At 65.4% G+C, this 19,617-nt stretch carries 15 protein-coding genes; 9 read left to right on the top strand and 6 right to left on the bottom strand.

Translation table 11 applies throughout. From position 1 onward, the window contains the following. The first annotated feature begins 7 nt into the window (after nt 1–7). From CLD20_RS08675 to CLD20_RS08655, 5 genes are all read left to right on the top strand, one after another. On the top strand, nt 8–442 hold the full coding sequence (locus CLD20_RS08675) for a carboxymuconolactone decarboxylase family protein (protein ID WP_224406219.1): 435 nt from the start codon (nt 8–10) through the stop codon (nt 440–442). Between the two features lie 182 nt (nt 443–624). Then, a complete protein-coding gene (locus CLD20_RS08670; protein ID WP_224406218.1) occupies nt 625–1,593 on the top strand; it encodes a tripartite tricarboxylate transporter substrate binding protein in 969 nt (322 codons plus the stop codon). Between the two features lie 104 nt (nt 1,594–1,697). Beyond that, nucleotides 1,698–3,482 (top strand): thiamine pyrophosphate-binding protein, encoded by a 1,785-nt coding sequence (locus CLD20_RS08665; RefSeq protein WP_224406217.1) that lies wholly within the window; start codon nt 1,698–1,700, stop codon nt 3,480–3,482. Beyond that, nucleotides 3,475–4,560, top strand: a complete 1,086-nt coding sequence (locus CLD20_RS08660; protein ID WP_224406216.1) for an NAD-dependent epimerase/dehydratase family protein — start codon at nt 3,475–3,477, stop codon at nt 4,558–4,560. Before CLD20_RS08665 ends, CLD20_RS08660 begins: the two co-directional genes overlap by 8 nt. Before the next feature lie 59 nt (nt 4,561–4,619). Beyond that, nucleotides 4,620–5,441, top strand: coding sequence for a sugar phosphate isomerase/epimerase (locus CLD20_RS08655; RefSeq protein WP_224406215.1), 822 nt, complete (start codon nt 4,620–4,622; stop codon nt 5,439–5,441). A gap of 743 nt (nt 5,442–6,184) precedes the next feature. Here CLD20_RS08655 and CLD20_RS08650 read toward each other — a convergent pair. The 4 genes from CLD20_RS08650 to CLD20_RS08635 all read right to left on the bottom strand — a co-directional run bounded on the left by CLD20_RS08650 (nt 6,185) and on the right by CLD20_RS08635 (nt 15,198). Next, the gene (locus CLD20_RS08650; protein WP_224406214.1) at nt 6,185–7,375 is read right to left on the bottom strand and encodes a DUF3800 domain-containing protein; all 1,191 of its coding nucleotides are present in this window, start codon (nt 7,373–7,375) and stop codon (nt 6,185–6,187) included. A 125-nt stretch (nt 7,376–7,500) separates the two neighbouring features. Beyond that, entirely contained in the window at nt 7,501–11,295 is a 3,795-nt protein-coding gene (locus tag CLD20_RS08645; protein WP_224406213.1) for a vitamin B12-dependent ribonucleotide reductase, read from the bottom strand. Between the two features lie 501 nt (nt 11,296–11,796). Then, a complete protein-coding gene (locus CLD20_RS08640; RefSeq protein ID WP_224406212.1) occupies nt 11,797–13,878 on the bottom strand; it encodes a bifunctional diguanylate cyclase/phosphodiesterase in 2,082 nt (693 codons plus the stop codon). 390 nt (nt 13,879–14,268) lie between these two features. Continuing rightward, nucleotides 14,269–15,198 (bottom strand): alpha/beta hydrolase, encoded by a 930-nt coding sequence (locus CLD20_RS08635; RefSeq protein WP_224406211.1) that lies wholly within the window; start codon nt 15,196–15,198, stop codon nt 14,269–14,271. Between the two features lie 117 nt (nt 15,199–15,315). Here CLD20_RS08635 and aroQ point away from each other — a divergent pair, with 117 nt between their 5' ends. From aroQ to aat, 4 genes are read left to right on the top strand one after another with little or no spacing between them, the layout of a single operon-like run. After that, nucleotides 15,316–15,762, top strand: coding sequence for a type II 3-dehydroquinate dehydratase (gene aroQ / locus CLD20_RS08630; protein WP_224406210.1), 447 nt, complete (start codon nt 15,316–15,318; stop codon nt 15,760–15,762). A gap of 10 nt (nt 15,763–15,772) precedes the next feature. Further along, nucleotides 15,773–16,246 carry an acetyl-CoA carboxylase biotin carboxyl carrier protein gene (accB, locus tag CLD20_RS08625; protein WP_224406209.1) on the top strand — a complete coding sequence of 158 codons (474 nt, stop codon included), beginning with the start codon at nt 15,773–15,775 and terminating at the stop codon, nt 16,244–16,246. 17 nt (nt 16,247–16,263) lie between these two features. Next, nucleotides 16,264–17,625 (top strand): acetyl-CoA carboxylase biotin carboxylase subunit, encoded by a 1,362-nt coding sequence (accC, locus tag CLD20_RS08620; RefSeq protein ID WP_224406208.1) that lies wholly within the window; start codon nt 16,264–16,266, stop codon nt 17,623–17,625. A gap of 6 nt (nt 17,626–17,631) precedes the next feature. Next, nucleotides 17,632–18,261, top strand: coding sequence for a leucyl/phenylalanyl-tRNA--protein transferase (gene aat, locus CLD20_RS08615; protein ID WP_224406207.1), 630 nt, complete (start codon nt 17,632–17,634; stop codon nt 18,259–18,261). A gap of 4 nt (nt 18,262–18,265) precedes the next feature. On the opposite strand, the gene CLD20_RS08610 is transcribed toward aat, so the two are convergent. Both CLD20_RS08610 and CLD20_RS08605 read right to left on the bottom strand, forming a co-directional pair. Further along, complete coding sequence (locus tag CLD20_RS08610) at nt 18,266–18,736, bottom strand: DUF2269 domain-containing protein (RefSeq protein WP_224406206.1); 471 nt, start codon at nt 18,734–18,736, stop codon at nt 18,266–18,268. Continuing rightward, the gene (locus tag CLD20_RS08605; RefSeq protein WP_224406205.1) at nt 18,736–19,611 is read right to left on the bottom strand and encodes an NAD(P)H-binding protein; all 876 of its coding nucleotides are present in this window, start codon (nt 19,609–19,611) and stop codon (nt 18,736–18,738) included. The genes CLD20_RS08610 and CLD20_RS08605 overlap by 1 nt, the downstream gene beginning before the upstream one ends. Between the last annotated feature and the right edge of the window lie 6 nt (nt 19,612–19,617).

The raw sequence follows: 19,617 nt of genomic DNA, 5'->3' as shown, positions 1-19,617 counted from the left end.
AGGAGTGATGGCTGACTTCAACGAGGAGGGCACGGCCACCCGCCGCGCCGTCGCGGGCGACGAATGGGTCGAGAAGAACTTCTCCGAGATGAGCGAGTTCGACCGCGCCTGGCAGATGTACGTGACAAACATCAACTGGGCCGGCACCTGGTCGCGCGGGATCATCGACAAGCGCACCTTCAGCCTGATCAACCTCGCGATGCTGGGCGGCGCCGGTCACATGCACGAATTCGAGGTGCATTTCCGCAATGCCATCGTGCGCACCAAGGTGCCGCTGGAGCAGCTTCGCGAGCTTCTCATCCACATCGGCATGTATTGCGGCATCCCGACCGGCACCGACGTCTTCCGGATTGCCCGCCGGGTTCTCGCCGAAGAGGGGATCGACCCTAATTCCATCGCCCCGCTCGACACCGGCCATCTCTACCACCTGCCGGAGGATTGAGACGATCCGGCCGAGGCATGACAAATGCTCAAGCCTCGCGGGCGAAAATCTCGTTTGCCGTAAAGCCACGGATTTCCTCTAGTTCCAGGCAATATTGCCAGCTTGCGCCCGCGTGAAGACGGGCGGAGGGCGGAAAGCCGCTTGCGGCCCGCAACGACGAAAAAGAACTCGGAGGAAACATCATGCGCATAGCCAGACTTGCCCTCGCGGCAATGGCGGGCCTCTCGCTCCTCGGCGGCGCTGCCGCGGCGGAGGACTACCCCACCCAGGCGATCACCATCGTCGTGCCCTATTCGGCCGGCGGCACGACCGACACCGTGGCGCGGATCGTCGCCGACGGGCTCAGCCAGGAGCTCGGCCAGCCGGTGATCGTGGAAAACAAGCCGGGCACTTCCGGCATCATCGGCGCCGAATACGTCGCCCGTGCCAAGCCGGACGGCTACACGCTCCTCATGGGCACGATCAGCACCCATGCGACCAATGCGAGCCTCTTCGGCGAGCTGCCCTACGACCCGATCAAGGATTTCGAGCCCGTCGCTCTCGCGGCACAGAGCCCGAACATGCTGATCGTCAATCCGGACGTGCCGGCCAAGACGCTTGAGGAGCTCGTCCAGCTTCTGAAGGACAATCCGGGCAAGTACACCTACGGCTCGAACGGTGCCGGCACCTCGCAGCATCTGACGGCCGAGAGCTTCAAGGCGGCGACCGGGACCGACATCCTGCACGTGCCCTACAAGGGCTCGGGCTCGATGATCCTCGACGTCATTGCCGGCAACATCGACATGAGCTTCGACAACATGCCGACGGCTCTGGCGCAGATGAAGGCGGGCACGGTGCGCGGCCTTGCCGTCACCAGCGCCAAGCCGGTGCCGCAGGCCCCGGACATGCCGACGATCGCCACGGTCGTGCCGGGCTTCACCTCCGGTTCCTGGCAGGGCCTCTTCGCGCCGGCCGGCATCGACGAGGAAAAGCTGAAGACGCTGGTGGATGCGAGCGAGAAGGTGCTGGCCAAGCCCGACGTGCAGGAAAAGCTGCAGGGCCTCGGTGCGACGGCAGGCGACAAGGCGGGCGCCGAATTCAAGGAATTCGTGCAGTCCGAGACCAACCGCTGGGCGGACGTGATCGCCAAGGCGGGTATCCAGAAGAACTGATCACGACAGACCTTGGGGCGGGCTCCGGCGTAGCCGGGCCCGCTTCTTTCCTTCCGGCGCGCATGGCGCGCGACCCTTCCCGGCACTGGCGGCACGTTGAGAGCATGAATCAGGAAAACGGCGCAGAGATCATCGTCGAGGCGCTCATCGAGCGGGGCGTGCCCTACCTCTTCGGCCTGTGCGGTCACGGCATCGTCGGGCTGATGGACGCCGCCTTCGACCGGGCGAACCGGATCGAAATGGTCTCGGTGCACAACGAGCAGGTGGCCGGCTTCATGGCCGACGCCTATTACCGCGTCACCGGCCAGCCGGTCGCCACCTTCACGTCCTGCGGCCCGGGCTCGGTCAACATCCAGATGGCGGTCGCCACGGCCCTGCATGATTCCTCCGCCATGCTGGCGATCACCGGCAACGTGCCGACCGACCAGTTCAACAGGATGCCCTTCCAGGAACTCGGCCAGCATTTCCAGGCCGATTTCGTCACCGCCATGCGGCCCTATGTGAAGCGCAGCTTCCAGGCACCGCGCGCCGACATGCTGCCCGCGATCATGGATCAGGCGCAGGACGTCATGGTGGCGGGGCGGCCGGGTCCGGTGCATCTGGACGTGCCCTTCAACGTTTTCACCGAAACGGTGGATGTGGAGCGCGCCGACGGCGCCGCGCCTGCCGCCACGTTCCGCCCGCAGGCCGATTCCGAGGCCGTCGAGCGGGCGCTGGAGCTCCTCGCTTCGGCCGAGCGGCCGCTCATTCTCGCCGGCTATGGCTGCCAGGTCGCCGGGGCGGGGGAGGCGGTGCGCGCGCTCGCCGAAAAGCTGAACATTCCCGTCGCGACCACGCCGCAGGGCAAGGGCGCCTTCGACGAGAACCATCCCCTGATGCTGGGTCCCACGGGTCGCGACGGCGTCTATGCCGGCAACCGGGCGGCGCGGGGCTGTGACGTGCTGCTTGCCCTCGGTACCCGTTTCGGCGACCGCTCGACCAGCGCCTGGGAGCCGGGAATCACCCATGATTTTTCCGCCCAGAAGCTCATCCATGTGGAGATCGATCCGGACCGGATCGGGCGCAACTACCGGCCGGATATCGCCATGGCCGCCGATGTCGGCGCCGCGCTCGCCCAGTTGCTGAAAGCGGCCGGGGAAAAGGGGATCGGCCCGCTCCAAAAGGCCGAGGCCTGGCTGAAGCGGGCGCAGGGCTGGCGCGGCGACTGGCGTGCCGCCATCGCCGAAACGGCGGGTTGCGACGACGAGCCGATCCATCCCGACCGGGCGATGGCCGAGATCAACCGCGCCGTGCCCGATGGCGCGCTCGTCCTTTCCGACATCGGCAGCCACCACAGCTGGATGGTGCAGCAGTTCGAGGTGACGAAGGGGCGCCGGCTCTTCCAGTCGGGCGGCTTTGCCACGATGGGCTTCGGCGTCTGCGGCGCGCTCGGCGCGCAGATCGCCGCGCCCGACAAGCCGGTCGTCGCCGTCGTCGGCGATGGCGGCTTTCTCATGCATGCGAGCGCCGTGGCGACGGCCGTCGAATACGATCTGCCCATCGTCTGGGTCGTCTGGAACAATGGCGGCTATGTCTCCATCCGCGACATCCAGAAAGGCTATTTCGGCGCCGAACGCACCTGCGCGACGATGTTCCGCTCGCAGCGGAGCGGCGCGCCGGTCTCCAGCGATTTCGCCATGCTCGGCAAGTCGATGGGCGCCGAAGGCTATCGCGTGACCCGCCCCGCCGATCTTTCGGAGGCGATCTCGGCCGCGCTCGCTGCCCGCCGGCCTGCCGTCATCGATGTGCGCATGGAGGCCAATGCCGTGCGCCGCACCGCCGGCGGCTGGAACCTCTCGCCGCTGAAGGGGGCGCCGCCGAACTACGATCCGGATCCCCATCTTGCCTGAGACGGCGACGCGCGCGGAAGAACCCGCCTCGCGCCATGCGCTCGTCGTCGGCGCTTCCGGCCTTCTCGGCCCGCATCTGATCGACCGCCTGTCCGCATCGCCCGGCTGGCGCGTGACGACCCTGTCGCGCCGGGCCGCCGGCCCCGACGACGGCGCGTGCCCGCATCTTTCCGCCGATCTTCTCGATGCCGAAAGGCTCGTCCGGCTCGCGCCGAAGCTCGCCCCCGTCACCCATGTCTTCTTCGGCTCGCGTGCGCTCGGCGAGGGGTACCGGATCGATCACGACGCCAATGTCGCCATGCTGGCGAACCTTCTGGCCGTCCTCGAGGTCGCCCGGGGCGCGCCCAAGCACATTCAGCTGATGCACGGCCTCAAATGGTACGGCTTCAACCTCGCCTCGGCGAAGATCCCCGGCCGCGAGAGCGATCCGCCGGCGCGGCAGGCGAGCTTTTATGCGCCGCAGCGCGAACTGCTCATCGGCCTTGCCGAGCGGAACGGCTGGACATGGTCGACGATCCGCCCGCATCTCGTCTGCGGCGTCGCTACCGAGAGCCCCAGCAACATCGTTTCCGTCATCGGCACCTTCGCAGCGATCCTGAAGGCGCTTGGCGAACCGCTCTGGTTTCCGGGACCCGAGGCGAGCTTCGATGCTGTTCTCAACGTCACCGATGTCGATCTTCTGACCGAGGCGATGGAATGGGCCGCGACGGAGCCGCGCTGCGCCGGCGAGGACTTCAACATCCTCAATGGCGACTGCTTCCGCTGGCGCGATGTCTGGCCGGCGGTGGCGGCCGCGTTCGGCATGAAGGCCGCCGGTGCGCGAGGGGTGAAGCTCGCCGCGTTCATGGCGGACAAGGCGCCGCTCTGGCAGCGGATCGTCGCCGAGAACGGCCTTGTCGCCTCACCCCTGGCGGCGATGGGGGACTGGGATTTCGCCGATGCGTCCTTCGCCGTCGCCTGGCACCAGGTCGCCGCCGTCACCAAGGCCCATCGCTTCGGTTTCACGGCAATGGTCGACAGCGAGGAGATGCTCCTGTCCTATCTGCGCGCCTACCGCGAGCGACGCCTGCTTCCCTGATGGCGGGCCTGGGAGCGCGGGCCCGGAAAGATGGGGCTGAAGAGGAAAAGGAAGAGAAAATGCGCGCCGGCTGCACCACCGTCACCTTCGGCGGCACGATCGATCAGAAGCTGAAGGCGATCGCCGGGGCGGGCTTTGCCTTCACCGAGCTGTGGCCACGAGACCTCTTCGAGCATGCCGAGGGGCCGGAATTCACCCTTCGGGCGCTTCAGGAAAGCGGGCTTTCGGTCTCCGTCTACCAGGCGCTGCGCAACTACGAGGGCATGCCGGAGCCGGTGCGCGCGGGCCGGCTCGAAATCGCCCGCCAGCTCATGGACCAGATGGACCTTGTCGGCGCGGAGCTTCTGGCGCTTCCCTCCAATTCCGATCCCGCCGCGAGCGGCGATCGCGCCCGCCTTGCGGGCGACCTCCGCCGCCTCGGCGACCTTGCCGGCGAGCGCGGCAAGAAGATCGTCTACGAGGCCGTCGCCTGGGGAACGGCAATCGCCGATTACCGCGACGCGGCCGAGCTGATCGAGCTTGCCGACCATCCGGCGGTCGGCCTCATGGTCGACAGCTTCCACGTCTTCGCGCGCAAAACGCCGCTCGCCGCCATTGCCGAGATCCCGGCCGCGCGCATCCTGCATGTGGAGGTCGCCGACATGCCGGCGACGCGCCTGCCGGCGATCGAGGTGAGCCGCAACTACCGCCTCTTTCCGGGCGAGGGGGTGGAGGACGCCGTCGCCTTCCTGGGGGCTGTCGCGGCGGCGGGCTATCGCGGCGTGACGACCGTGGAGATATTCAACGCCCATTACCGCACGCAGCCGCCGGGCGAGGTCGCCGCAAGAGCCTTTGCAAGCCTTGCCGCGATTGGCGCGCCAATGGACACGCCCGCGGACTGACCTCCGCGAGGCTGCATTTTTCGGGCAGAGGGCGAGTTCGGACAGAGGGGGAGCAGATCTCTCCTAGGGTTGGTCGGCCCTAAAGCGAGGCGCCAGCAAGCTGCGCGGCATCACCGTCTCCTCTGGCGGCAGAGGCTGGTCAGCGGAGCCACTGGGAGGGGGAGATCTCGTCCGGAGTGCCGCCTTGTCGCGCGGCTGCGACTCGTCCCCACGGCCGACGAGAAGCCCGGCCACCGAAATATCTTCGCGGAAACCAGGCAAGCGGCACGCGGATAGTCCGCCTCCTCGGAAAGCGACACCGACATCGAGGCATTATCGAACCGGACCCCAGCCGCCCCAATGGTCATGCCGAACTTCGAGTATCTCGCGGCTGTGCGAAATCGCAATCTTCAGGATTGCACGGAATTCTCGCAGGGTGGAGGCATGGTTGCCGGACAATTGGCCCCTTCCCATCCCAGCCAGATCCTTGCTTTCTTGCCGCTTGCACAAACGCGGGAATGAAGCGGATCGAGAGGCAAGGCTTCGTTGGAGTGGAAGCAGAAGCGGAATGCGCTACGGCGAAAGAGCACCGGCACCTTCATGTCCACGCGCACTGAGTTCTCTGAACGCCTGCCAGATCGCCCTGAACGACATCGCGCTCTCGCCTTGCTCATTTCGGCGCGTACGGAACAGAGATATCGTGCAGGCGAAATTGGGCGTTGAAGCCCTGCGTCTCGGACAGCGAAGCGGATTTGAGGAACGTGCTACGCGGCGTCGTTGGATACCGATTTCAACGGCCCTCGCTGATACGGCATCAGACCATCTTCTTCGTAGCTGGCAATGAGGTGTTGACGCAATTGCTCCTGCTCTTCGCCAAAACGCCGAGCTGCTTCCATCGCCTCTGGCGGGATGTCTTTCTCCATAATCTCACGAAGCTTTTGCTCGACCTGGTTCCCGACACCTTGAAACGATAAGTCTTGATGATATCCCTTTTTGAAGACGTAGTTAAGGATTGCCGCCGAGCGCTCAGGTAATTTCCTCCCCGCAAGAAATTGTCGAAACAACCACAGCACGAGATCTGCGACTTGAATTCCTACGCTATTGTCTGAGCTGGAGATTTCAAAGGTCGATCCTGGCACCATACGCAGTACCATTGTCTCGCCCGGCCGTCGGATGGTCTCTCCCGACGCGTTGGAGAACAGGCGGTGCCACTCCTCGAGCGAGCCCTCGAATTGCGACTGCCGGTCGTGAACGATCTTCCTCAGCGAGCGATGCCACCGCTTGGAAAAGCCCTCCAAACCATCGAGAAGGTTCACAAATGCGACCATGTTGGGCATATGCCCATTCTTGGCTTGACGCCCCGCGATGAAGATATCGAGAGCTTCAGGATGGTCGCGAGACCACAGCAAAGTCTCGGTCACGATATGCCTCGACCTCTGGTCCGCAAGAAAGTGCACATTCTTTAATACGGCGTTACAAATGGCAGGAATATTTGCCCGCGCCTGTTTTTCGTTCCGAGCCATCAGCATCGACCAGAATTCGCGTGCGACCTCGTCTGTAAGGATCGTTGCGACCTTGAAGCACAGAGTCAGTCTCAGAATTCGTAAATTATAGGCGCTCCAGACCGCGGCCGGATTCTCGCCCGAATCGAAAAAAATATCGTAGAATTTAGTCGCAACAAGATATCGTTTTTCGACACGCGAAACAAAAAACCTCGCGTCGACTTTTTTCAAAAGATTGAGCAGATCGGGGGCAATTTTCTCGATCGGTCCGAAACCGATGACCGAAGCGTGGAGAGAATCGATGCCGTGCTTGTTGTAAATGGCGCGCACGGCGTTCGTATAAAGCATATCAAAGTTACATTTGGTAATAAGCGCGCCGGTAAAAAAATCCGGCTGCGCTTCATCAAATATATTTGAGCCAGTATTGCCAGTCTCATCAACAAATGCGAACACTTCCCCCTCCTGCCGGAATAAAATTAGCTCCTTAAAAATGGTGGGGCGTCAGTCTGCCGCCCCACACATGCGGTCTCTGCTAATTTCTGCTGTAATTCAGTGGGCGCGGAGGTTTCAATTTTTTTTCAACTGCACCCGCTCGTCGACCCACACGTGTCGCATTTCAGGCAGGTGCCGTTCCGCACCATGGTGAAGTTGCCGCATTCGGTGCAGGATTCGCCCTCATAGCCCTGCATGCGGGCCATCGCGGCCTGGGTCACCTTGTCGGGCGTCTTCCGGTCGTCGGCCTTCGGCGCTTCTTCCGCCGTCGCCTCTTCCGGGGCGTTGGCGGCATAGCCGGCGGGCTCGGCGCCTGCGGTCTCCGGCGCGAGTTCGCGTTTGAAGGCGGCCGCGGCCGTACCGCGCGCGGCGGTGGGCTGGTTGGTGTTCACCGCCGTCACCTTCGCCCCGGAGATCTTCGCCGGAGCCGTCTCGGCCGAACCCTTCGGCTCGCTGCCGGGCACCAGGCGGAAGCGGCTCGTCTGGCCGCGCACCAGCCCGTGCGAGACGGGCGCCTGCGGGGCCGGCTTGTCGGCCGCAACCCCGCCGCCGAGCGTCGTCGCGCCCATATTCTCCGGCGACACATGCGCAAGGTCGTGCCGTCCGAGATAGGAGATGGCGAGCTCGCGGAAGACATAGTCGAGGATGGAGGTGGCGTTCTTGATCGCCTCGTTGCCGGTCACCATGCCCGCCGGTTCGAAGCGGGTGAAGGTGAAGGCGTCGACATATTCCTCCAGCGGCACGCCGTATTGCAGGCCGAGCGAGATGGCGATGGCGAAGTTGTTCATCATGGCGCGGAAGGCGGCGCCTTCCTTGTGCATGTCGATGAAGATCTCGCCGATCCGCCCGTCGTCGAACTCGCCGGTCCTGAGATAGACCTTGTGCCCGCCGACGATCGCCTTCTGGGTGTAGCCCTTGCGCCGGTTCGGCAGCTTTTCGCGATCGCGCACGGCGACTTCCACGATCCGCTCCACGATCTTCTCGGCCGCGAGCGCCGCCTTCTGCGGCGTGTTCGCCGCCACGAGCTCTTCCACGATCTCGTCGGCCTCTTCCTCGTCGTCGGCGAGGAGCTGCGCGTTGAGCGGCTGCGAGAGCTTGGAGCCGTCGCGGTAGAGCGCGTTGGCCTTCAGCGCCAGTTTCCAGGACAGCATGTAGGCGTTCTTGCAATCCTCCACGCCCGCATCGTTCGGCATGTTGATCGTCTTGGAGATCGCGCCGGAGATGAAGGGCTGGGCCGCCGCCATCATGCGGATATGGCTTTCCACCGAAAGATAGCGCTTGCCGATCCGCCCGCAGGGATTGGCGCAGTCGAACACGGCAAGATGCTCGTCCTTGAGATGCGGCGCGCCTTCCAGCGTCATCGCCCCGCAGCACCAGGTGTTCGCCGCCTCGATATCCGCCTTCGAGAAGCCGAGGCGGGCGAGAAGATCGAAGGAAGGATCGGAAGCCTCGGCAAGGTCGATGCCGAGCGCCGTCAACTCGCCGTCGCCGAGCGTCCAGCGGTTGAAGACGAACTTGATGTCGAAGGCGGAGGCGAGCGAGCCCTTCACCTTCTCGATCGCCGCGTCCGACAGGCCCTTTTCCTTCAGCGCGGCGATGCTGATGCCGGGCGCCTCGTCGAGCGAGCCGTGGCCGACCGCGTAATCGGCGATGTCGGAGATCTGCTCGGGCGTGTAGCCCAGCATCCTGAGCGCCTCCGGCACGGCGCGGTTGATGATCTTGAAGTAGCCGCCGCCGGCGAGCTTCTTGAACTTCACCAGCGCGAAGTCCGGCTCGATGCCCGTCGTGTCGCAATCCATGACCAGGCCGATCGTGCCGGTCGGCGCGATCACGGTCGCCTGCGCGTTGCGGTAGCCATGCGCCTCGCCGAGGCTGAGGGCGGCGTCCCAGGCGGCCTTGGCGCGCTCTGAAAGGCGCGCTCCACCGATGCCGGCGCCGGCGCAGACCGCGTGGTCGAGCGGCACCGGATGGACGTTGAGGCCCTCATAGCCCGCTTCGCGGCCGCCAAGGCCGTGCGCCGCGCGACGATGGTTGCGGATCACCTTCAGCATGTGCTCGCGGTTCGGGCCGAAGCCGGGGAAGGGGCCGAGCTCCTTCGCCATCTCCGCCGAGGTCGCGTAGGACGTGCCGGTCATGATCGCCGTCAGCGCGCCGCAGATCGCCCGGCCTTCCTCGCTGTCATAGGGGATGCCGGAGCTCATCAGCAGGCCGCCGATATTGGCGTAGCCGAGGCCGAGGGTGCGGTACTTGTAGGAAAGCTGGGCGATCTCCTTGGACGGGAACTGCGCCATCAGCACGGAGACTTCCAGCACCACCGTCCACAGCCGCACGGCATGCTCGTAGGCGGTGACGTCGAAATGGCGCTTGCCGTCCTCACCCGCGGTGCCGAGGAACTGCAGCAGGTTCAGCGAGGCGAGATTGCAGGCCGTGTCGTCGAGGAACATGTACTCCGAGCACGGATTGGAGGCGCGGATCGGCCCCGAAGCCGGGCAGGTGTGCCAGTCGTTCATCGTGGAATTGAAGTGCAGGCCGGGATCGGCCGAGGCCCAGGCGGCGTAGCCGATGCGATCCCACAGTTCGCGGGCGGAGACGCGCTTGGCGACCTTGCCGTCGATGCGGTTGATGAGGTCCCAGGTCCCGTCCGCCTCCACGGCGCGCAGGAAGTCGTCCTTGACCGAGACCGAATTGTTGGAGTTCTGGCCCGAGACGGTGAGATAGGCCTCCGAATCCCAGTCGGTATCGAAGATCGGGAACTCCATGTCCGTATAGCCCTGGCGGGCGAACTGGATCACCCGGCGGATATAGGCCTCCGGCACCTGCGCCCTCTTGGCGGCGCGCACTTCGCGCTTCAGCGCCGGGTTCTTGGCGGGCTCGAAGCAGTCGCCGTCCGGCCCTTCGCAGTTCACGCAGGCGCGCATCACGGCCTTCAGGTGCTGCGAGACAATCTTCGAGCCGGTGACCAGCGCGGCCACCTTCTGCTCCTCGCGCACCTTCCAGTCGATGTACTGCTCGATATCGGGATGGTCGATGTCGACGATCACCATCTTCGCCGCGCGACGCGTCGTACCGCCCGACTTGATGGCGCCGGCCGCCCGGTCGCCGATCTTCAGGAAGCTCATCAGACCGGAGGACTTGCCGCCGCCCGAGAGCCGCTCGCCCTCGCCGCGCAGATGCGAGAAGTTGGAGCCGGTGCCGGAGCCGTACTTGAACAGGCGCGCCTCGCGGACCCACAGATCCATGATGCCGCCTTCGTTGACGAGGTCGTCGCTGACGGACTGGATGAAGCAGGCATGCGGCTGGGGGTGCTCGTAGGCCGTCTTCGACTTCGTCAGCTTGCCGCTCTTGAAGTCGACGTAATAGTGGCCCTGGCTCGGCCCGTCGATGCCGTAAGCCCAGTGCAGGCCGGTGTTGAACCACTGCGGAGAGTTCGGCGCCGCCTTCTGCGTCGCCAGCATGTAGCGCAGCTCGTCGAAGAAGGCCGAGGCATCCTCTTCGCTGTCGAAATAGCCGCCCTTCCAGCCCCAGTACGACCAGGCGCCGGCGAGCCGGTCGAAGACCTGGCGCGCATCGCTCTCCGGACCGACACGTTCCTCTTCCGGCAGCTCCGCCAGAGCCTCCTGGTCGGCGACGGAGCGCCACAGGAAGGAGGGCACGTCATGCTCTTCGAATCGCGTCAGGCGGGCCGGAATGCCGGCCTTGCGGAAATACTTCTGGGCGAGGATGTCAGCCGCGACCTGGCTGAACTGCGCCGGGACTTCGAAGTCTTCCAGCCGGAACACGACCGAGCCGTCCGGATTGCGGATCTCGCTCGTGGCCGTGCGAAATTCGATGGAGGCGTAGGGAGATTCCCCGGCCGTCGTGTAGTGGCGCGCAATCCGCATCGTTCTTCCTCATCCCCTGCCGGCCCGCTGGGCGGTCCGCCGGCGCTCTGAGGGCCTCCGCAAGGCCCTTCATCCTCAAATTTTGGAAAGCGAAGCCGATCGCCCCCAAGCGACCTCGCCATCCTCCATATGTAGTGTAAACGAACCCTTAAATCCACCACATATTGCGTTTTCGTGACAGCTTCCACCCAGTTCAGGGCACACGAAGACGGCTCGCGGCGAAGGGCTTCGTCGCGCCGAAGAACCGTGATTTTACGCTGACTTGGAACTGCAGGCGCGTTTCCCGCGCCGACAATCCGCAAAGCTATGTGCTTCGCCTGTGTGGCGTCAATCCCTTGTATGTCCGCGCGTCATAAAATCGAGATATTGTGGAGGGAGTGCCAATTTCGGATCGAAAAGGCTATTGCTGCGAGGGCCTTGCGGGCGTCGGTCAAAGCGCGGTCGAAGCACGGGCCATCTGGCCCACGGCGCTGGACTGCCCGCGAACCCTGCGTCAGCTGCTCAGCGCATGCCTGCTCGCTGCCGTATGCGATACTCGAAATCCACAAGCGGCACCGGCCCGCCGAAATGGAAGCCTTGGGCTTCCTCGCAGCCGCGGTCCTTGAGCCATTCCAGTTGCTCGGGCGTTTCCACGCCCTCCGCTGTGACGGAGAGCCTGAAAGTACGGCCGAGCGAGAGGATGGCGTCGACGATTGCCCCGTCGGCCTCGTCGTCGCAGATCCGGTTGACGAAGCTGCGGTCGATCTTCAGCCGCGTCATCGGGAATCGCTTCAGCATGGAGAGGGAGGCATACCCGGTGCCGTAATCGTCGAAGGCGAGCGAGCAGCCAATCGCGCGGATGGCGGCGAGGCTGTCCACCGTGCGGTCGTCGTTGGAAAGGATCACATTCTCGGTGATCTCGATTTCCAGGAGTTCAGGGGCCAGCCCGTGTTTCGCCAGCCGGGCGCGCACAATGTCCTCCAGCTTGCCGCTCTGGAACTGGGCGGAGAAGAGATTGACGGCGATGCGCGTGGGATGTCCAAGCTCGACGAGCCTGGCAGCGTCGGCGATCGCCGTGTCGATCACCCAGTCTCCCACCGTCCGGGCCCATTTGCTGTTCGCAAGCACGTCCAGGAAATCGCGTGGCATCATCAGCCCGCGCACCGGGTGGCGCCAGCGCAACAGCGCTTCCGCCCCAACGATGGCTTCGTCCGAGAGCCGCACCTGGGGCTGATAATAGAGCTCGAACTGATTCTCCGCGATCGCCACCTGCAGGTCGTCGATCAGCTGCTGGCGCTCGTTGAGCTCCTTGCGCAGCTCGTCGGCATAGAAATACGTCGCGGCCGGCGCGCGCGTCTTGGCGGCGTTGAGGGCGAGATCAGCCTCCACCATCAGCCCGTTCGTGCAGCGCGGGGGCTCGCCGGTAATGGCGATGCCCATCGAGGCGCTGACATGAATGCTGCGCTCGGCAATGCTGAGCGGCTCCGCAAAGGCGCCATGCAGTCGCTCGGCGAGTCTGCCCGCGGCCTCCACGCTGGTGAGACCGGGGGCCAGGACGGCAAATTCGTCGCCGCCGACCCGGCCGATGATCGCGTCGGCCGGCAATACCTGGTGCAATCGCCTTGCCGCCATGCGTAAAAGCTCGTCGCCGTGCTCGTGGCCGAGCCGGTCGTTCGCCTCGCGGAATCCGTCGATGTCGATGGCGAAGAAGGCCGCGCCGCGCCCGGCGCTGAAAATCTCCTCGCTGCGCTGCGCCAGCCGCCGTCGGTTGGGCAGGCCGGTCAGATGGTCGTAATGGGCGAGGCGAAAGAGGGTTTCTTTGCGGCGTCGCTCCTCGGTGATGTCGCCGAGCGTGCCAAGGAGGCGCACCGGGTTTCCCTGCTGGTCGAACTCGAACTGGGCGGAGCAGACGACCCAGACGAGAGCGCCCGTATCGGCGCGCACGATACGAAACCGCGCATCGCCGCGCCTCTTGGGGTTCTTGAGCGCCTTCTCGCTCAGGTTCCGCAGGACGGGGACGTCGTCTGGATAGATAAAGCTCCACCCCTGCTCGGAAGTGATGTACCGCGCGGAGGGGGCCCCGATGATGCTTGCCGCCGTCTCCGAGAGCCACACGCATCTCGCCTGCACGTCGCAATCCCAGATGCCAAGCCCGGTGCTTTCGAGCGCCAGCCGCAGCCTGTCTTCGCTGAGCGTTGCCGCGTGCTCCGCTTTGACCCAGTCATGGATGTCGGTGATCGTGCCGATCCATTCGCGCACGGAGCCGTCTGCATTCCACAGGGGAGTTCCATGGCCTTTCGACCAACGGTAGCTGCCGTCGTCCTGAATAAGGCGGTAGCTCGCCTCGAAGGGGGATGCCGAACGCAGGGCACGCCGCCAGATCCGGCGAACGTCCTCGCGATCCTGCGGATGCAGGCCGTTGATCCAGGATTCAGAGGCGGGCTCGTTTTCGCTTCCCGGCGTCTCCAGGGGGACCGCGCGGGTGTGCAGCGGCGTGCCGTCCGCTGCCGCACGCCAGATGATCAGCGAGCTCGCCTTGGCGATTGCATCGACGTGCTCCGTGGCCGTCGCGCTCGCCGCGCGGTTCAAGTAGCCGTGAAACAATTCCGTCCCTCTCGAATCGCACCCTACACGCTCGTGCGGCATGAGCGCGATTCATTCTGTTTTATGGGGCCTGCGATCGGGCCTGATGTTGCGACCGCGGACCCTCGGTTGGCTCGACCTGTCTACCGGTAACGTTGCTGCCGGCGCAAAAACAGACTGCGAACGCTAATCCCGACGTAGCCGGCAAAGTTCCTCCGAGTGGTCGGCTGAGCGCGAGGGTGGTCCAGCGGACCGTAAAAAGGTCCAACATCTCAAATGTTTGGCGCTCTTGGCCTGGTCGTGGGACGCCCACGGGGCGCTTCGAAACCATCGTTTGCCCCCGCCAGGCGAGCGAAAGATGAAGCCTTCTGGGTATGCCTTTCCGCGACCCTGACGCGCGCCCTTGCCGGATTAGCGGGTCGCCGGCGCTTGCGCGGCTTGTGGCGACATCGGTTGGTTCGGGAAGGAGCGGGCGGCGATTTCTTCGAGGAAGGCAAGGATGTCGGCAAGAACGGGTGTGCCCTGGCGAAGCGGGACAAGCAGAGAGCCGACGAGGGCAGCATGGCCTTTGCCGGGATAGGTTATGAGTCTGACCTGGCCTCCCTCGCTCCGGATCCGGGCCGCAAGCCGGCTGGAGTTGCCGGGATCGACGGTCCGGTCGCCGGTTCCAACGGCGAGGAAGACGGGAGGCGAGCCGGCTTTCGCAAACCGGATGGGTTGGCTTTGCCCTCTGCTCTCCTCGGGAAAGACACGCCGGTATCGTTCCTGTTTCAAAGGCAGGAAGTCGTAGGGTCCGGCAAGGCCGATCGCCGCTGCGACCCGCTCTTCTTTCGCAAGCCCTGCCGATCCCAGATAGCGTTGGTCGAGCGCCAGGAGCATGGCGATCTGCGCTCCGGCAGAATGGCCCATCAGCACGATGTCGCGGCCTGCGCCGAGATCCTTGCGCTCTGCGAGGAGGGCAACGGCCTCGGCTGCGTCTTCCACGAAGGCGGGAAAGCGCACCTGCGGATAGAGCCGATAGTCCGGGATCGCGACGTCGTAGCCTTCGGCCGCGAACGCCTGGGCGGCAAAGCGGTAGGCGCCTTTCTCGCCGCTGTCCCAGCCCCCTCCGTAGAAGAAGACGATCAGCGGCGAGCCGGCTCGTCTTTGGCTGGCGGCGTAGAAATCGAGCTGCTGGCGGGGATGGGGGCCGTAGGCGATGTCTTTCGTCCGCCGGTAGCCCGAATGCGGCGTGACGATATCGGCAAGGCGCAGCGCCGAGGACTGCCAGAGGGCGGAAGGCGAGAAGAAGGTGGCGAGCTTGGCTTTGAGGGCGGGGGCGGGGTGACTTTGGCGGGACATGATCTTCTTCTTACGTACGGCGCGGCGAAATGGTTACGGCATTGAGAGGTGCTGCCCTTTGACCAGGCCATGAAAACGTCTAAAACACGCCGCACTGCCCACCTCCGCAATGGCAAGATGGCGCCTCTCCTCCACATCCTCAATGGTCCGAACCTCAACCGCCTCGGCATGCGCGAACCGTCGATCTACGGCGAGGAGACGCTTGCCGACATCGAGGCGATGCTGGCGGCCCGGCTTGAGGAGCGAGGCTGGGGCCTTGTCTTCCGCCAGACGAACCACGAGGGCGAGCTGGTGGAGTTCATCCATGCGGCCGACGGGGGTAAGGGCATTGCCATCAATGCCGGCGCCTTCACGCACACTTCGGTGGCGATCGGCGATGCGGTGCGGTCCGTTTCCGTGCCGGTCGTCGAACTGCACCTTTCGAACGTCTTCGCGCGTGAAGCGTTCAGGCATCATTCCTATATCGCACCGGCGGCGCGCGGCGTCATCTGCGGCTTCGGTGCGTATTCCTATTGGCTCGCCGCCGAGGCGCTGATCCACATAAACGAAGCCGGGGAGGCTTGAGAGTAGAGGCATGGGCGACAAGAAACATGCGATCGACAAGGAGCTGGTGCGCGAGCTCGCCGAGCTTTTGAAGGAGACGGAGCTCTCCGAGATCGAGATCGAGAACGAGGATCTGCGCATCCGCGTGGCGCGTCACCTCTCGGCCCCGGCCCGCAGCCTCTCGGTCGCCGTTCCCGAGGAGGCGCCGCGCGCCGGAAAGGCCCCGGCAGGGCGCGACGAATCGGATGATTATGGTGACCCCGCGCGCCATCCCGGCTGCGTTCCCTCGCCGATGGTCGGCACGGCATATCGCGCTTCCTCGCCGGGCGCCCGACCCTTCGTGGAAGTCGGCGACACCGTACGCGAGGGCCAGACGGTGCTGATCGTGGAAGCCATGAAACACATGAACGAGGTGGCGGCGCCGCGCTCTGGCAAGGTGACCTCCGTCCTGGTGGAGGACGGCCAGCCGGTTGAGTATGGCGAACCCCTCTTGATCATCGAGTGAGCCCGCTGGAGCCGCCGATGTTCTCCAAAGTCCTCATCGCCAATCGCGGCGAGATCGCCCTTCGCATCCTGCGCGCCTGCAAGGAACTGGGCGTGCAGACGGTCGCGGTGCATTCCACGGCAGACGCGGATGCCATGCATGTGCGGCTCGCCGACGAGAGCGTGTGCATCGGCCCGCCTTCCGCCACTGCGAGCTATCTGAACATTCCCTCGATCGTCTCCGCCTGCGAGATCACCGGCGCGGACGCGGTCCATCCGGGCTACGGCTTCCTGTCGGAGAATGCCCGCTTCGCCGACATTCTCGCCGCCCACGGCATCACCTTCATCGGCCCCACGGCCGAGCACATCCGCCTGATGGGCGACAAGGTGCAGGCCAAGGAGACCGCGGTTTCCCTCGGCATTCCGGTGGTTCCCGGCTCCAAGGGCGCCGTGGCCGATTCGGCCGAGGCCGCCCGCATTGCCGCCGAGATCGGTTATCCCGTCCTCATCAAGGCCGCCGCCGGCGGCGGCGGTCGCGGCATGAAGGTGGCCAACAGCGCCGAGGATGTGGAGCGCGCCTTCGACACCGCGCGCTCCGAGGCGCGGGCCGCTTTCGGCGACGATGCCATGTATGTCGAGAAGTACCTCGCCAATCCGCGCCATATCGAGGTGCAGGTGATGGGCGATGGCGAGGGCAGGGCGGTCCATCTCGGTGAGCGCGACTGCTCGCTGCAGCGGCGCCATCAGAAGGTCTGGGAAGAGGCGCCGTCTCCGGCCCTCAACGCGGCCGAGCGCCAGCGCATCGGCAAGACCGTCGCCGACGCCATGTCGAAGCTCGGCTATCGCGGCGCCGGCACGGTGGAATTCCTCTACGAGGATGGCGAGTTCTACTTCATCGAGATGAACACCCGCCTGCAGGTGGAGCATCCGGTGACGGAGGCCATTACCGGGATCGATCTCGTCGCCGAGCAGCTGCGCGTCGCCGCCGGCTCGCCTCTGTCGATCCGCCAGGAGGATGTGACCTTCACCGGCCACGCCATCGAATGCCGCATCAATGCGGAAAATCCGGAAACCTTCGCGCCCTCGCCGGGCCGCATCACCTATTACCACCCGCCGGGCGGGCTCGGCCTCAGGGTCGATTCGGCCGTCTATCAGGGCTACAGGGTGCCGCCGCATTACGACAGCCTCATTGGCAAGCTGATCGTCCACGGCAGGACCCGGGTGGAATGCATGATGCGCCTTCGCCGCGCGCTCGACGAATTCGTCGTCGATGGCATCGAGACGACGCTGCCGCTCTTCCGCGATCTCGTCTCCAATCCGGATATCGCCAACGGCATGTACGACATCCGCTGGCTGGAGGATTTCCTCGCCGCCTCCCGCTCGAGCGAGAAGATCGCGTAGCCATCGATGAAGGGCGAGGGCGAATTCGCCATCACGCCGGAAATCCTTCTGAAGGCGTATGCCTGCGGCATTTTCCCGATGGCCGATTCGGCCGACGATCCGGGCCTTTACTGGGTCGAGCCGCATGAGCGCGGGGTCATCCCGCTGGGCGCCTTCCACGCGCCCAGGCGCCTCATGCGCACCATCCGCTCCGGCGTCTTCGAAACCCGCATCGACACCGATTTCGACGCGGTGATCTCCGGCTGCGCCCGCCGTCGCCCGGGCCGGCGCTCGACCTGGATCAACGGCGAGATTCGCCGTCTCTTCGGCACGCTCTTCGCGCGCGGCTTCGTCCACACGGTGGAGACCTGGCAGGACGGCGAACTGGTCGGCGGCCTCTACGGCCTTGCCCTCGGGGGCGCCTTCTTCGGCGAATCGATGTTTTCCGATGCGCGCGACGCATCCAAGGTCGCGCTCGTCGCCCTGGTGGAACGCCTGCGGGCCGGCGGCTTCACGCTGCTCGACACCCAGTTCGTGACCGATCACCTCGCGACTTTCGGCGCCACGGCGGTGACGCGCGAGCGCTATCAGGAGCTTTTGGAGGCGGCGCTGACGGTGAGGGGCGACTTCTTCGCCCTCGATCGGCCCGCCGCCTGAGGCCCTAGAACGAGGGCTTGGCGATCATCAGGTGGAAGATGACGAGGATCGCGAGGAAGGCCGGCCAGCCGAGGATGAACCACAACCTGAAGAGACGGTGATAGGCCGCCGGAAGCGGCGCTCCGTCCGACACCGCCTTCTCGGCGAGGGCGCGCAGGCGCAGCTGGATCCACACCACGGGCAGCCAGCAGACGCCAGCCAGCGCGTAGAGAAGCACGGAAGCGAGGAGCCAGCGATCCGATAGTCCGTAGCCGGCCATGACCGCGAGGAGCGTGCCGGTCAGCGGCTGGGCGATGACGGCGGGTGTGGTGAAGACCCAGTCCGCCACGACGACGTTCCGGGCGACGGTGGCGATGCTCCGGCTGTCCCGGCTGCGATGCGCCATCCACATCTGGAATGCCGTGCCGAGGCCCGTGCCGAAGATCACCGTCGCGCTGATGACGTGCAGGTATTTGACGAGGAGATAGGTCTCCATCACCGCCTCCGGCGAGGAACGGAGAGGCGCGCAAGTCCCTCGGCGAGGCCGGATGGCCGGACGCCGCAATATCGCGGCAGGGCCTCGGGATCGCCGTCCGCACCCTCTCTCAGCATGAGAAGAAAATCGCTGGAGAGAAGCGTCGGCCCGACGATGTCGGCGGCCCGACCGGCCAGCGAGAGCAAGGGCCCCGGTAGCCGTGCCGTGACGATCGGCCGGCTGCCGATGCGCTTTCCGAGGGCATCGATGTAGTCGTCGATCGACATGCGTTCGGGCCCGACCGCGTCGATCGCCGCCGGAAGGTCCTGACCACCTTCCAGAAGCGCTGCCACGGCGCGGGCGAGATCGTCGACGGCGATCGGCCGGATCGGCCCGCTTGCGATGCGCGGTCTTGCCGGCAGCGCCGCGAGCCGGGCGAGGAATTCCATGCTCCTGCCGCCGGGTCCGTAAACGAGGGAGGGTCGCAGGATCGTCCAGCCCGGCAGCCGGCGAGAGGTGATGGCGGTTTCCCCCTCCGACTTCGACCGCAGGAAGAGGGTCGGCGCGTCGGGTGCCGCACCGATGGCGGAGACGAAGACAAGGCGGGTGATTCCGAGGCCCGACGCGGCGTCGGCGACGAGGTCCGGCAGGGTGCGATGGGCCTCCATCATGTCGGGGCCGGAAACGGCGCCGATCGCAAGAACGACCCCGTCCAGACCTTCGAGCAGACGGCGCCAGTCGTTTCCTGCGGCGAGCGCGATTCGCTCGTCCGCCACGATCGCCGGGAGCTTTTGAGAGGAGCGGCCGAAGGCCCGCACGCCATGGCCGCGCTCCGTCAGCTCGCGGGCGACATGGCGACCGATGAGGCCGGTCGCGCCTATCACGCCAACGCGCATTGCGGC

This window comes from Afifella sp. IM 167 (genome assembly GCF_020144925.1).
Classification (GTDB): Bacteria; Pseudomonadota; Alphaproteobacteria; order Rhizobiales; family Afifellaceae; genus Afifella.
Note: the sequence above shows the minus strand (reverse complement) of the source record. Positions and strands in the feature narration are given on the sequence as shown.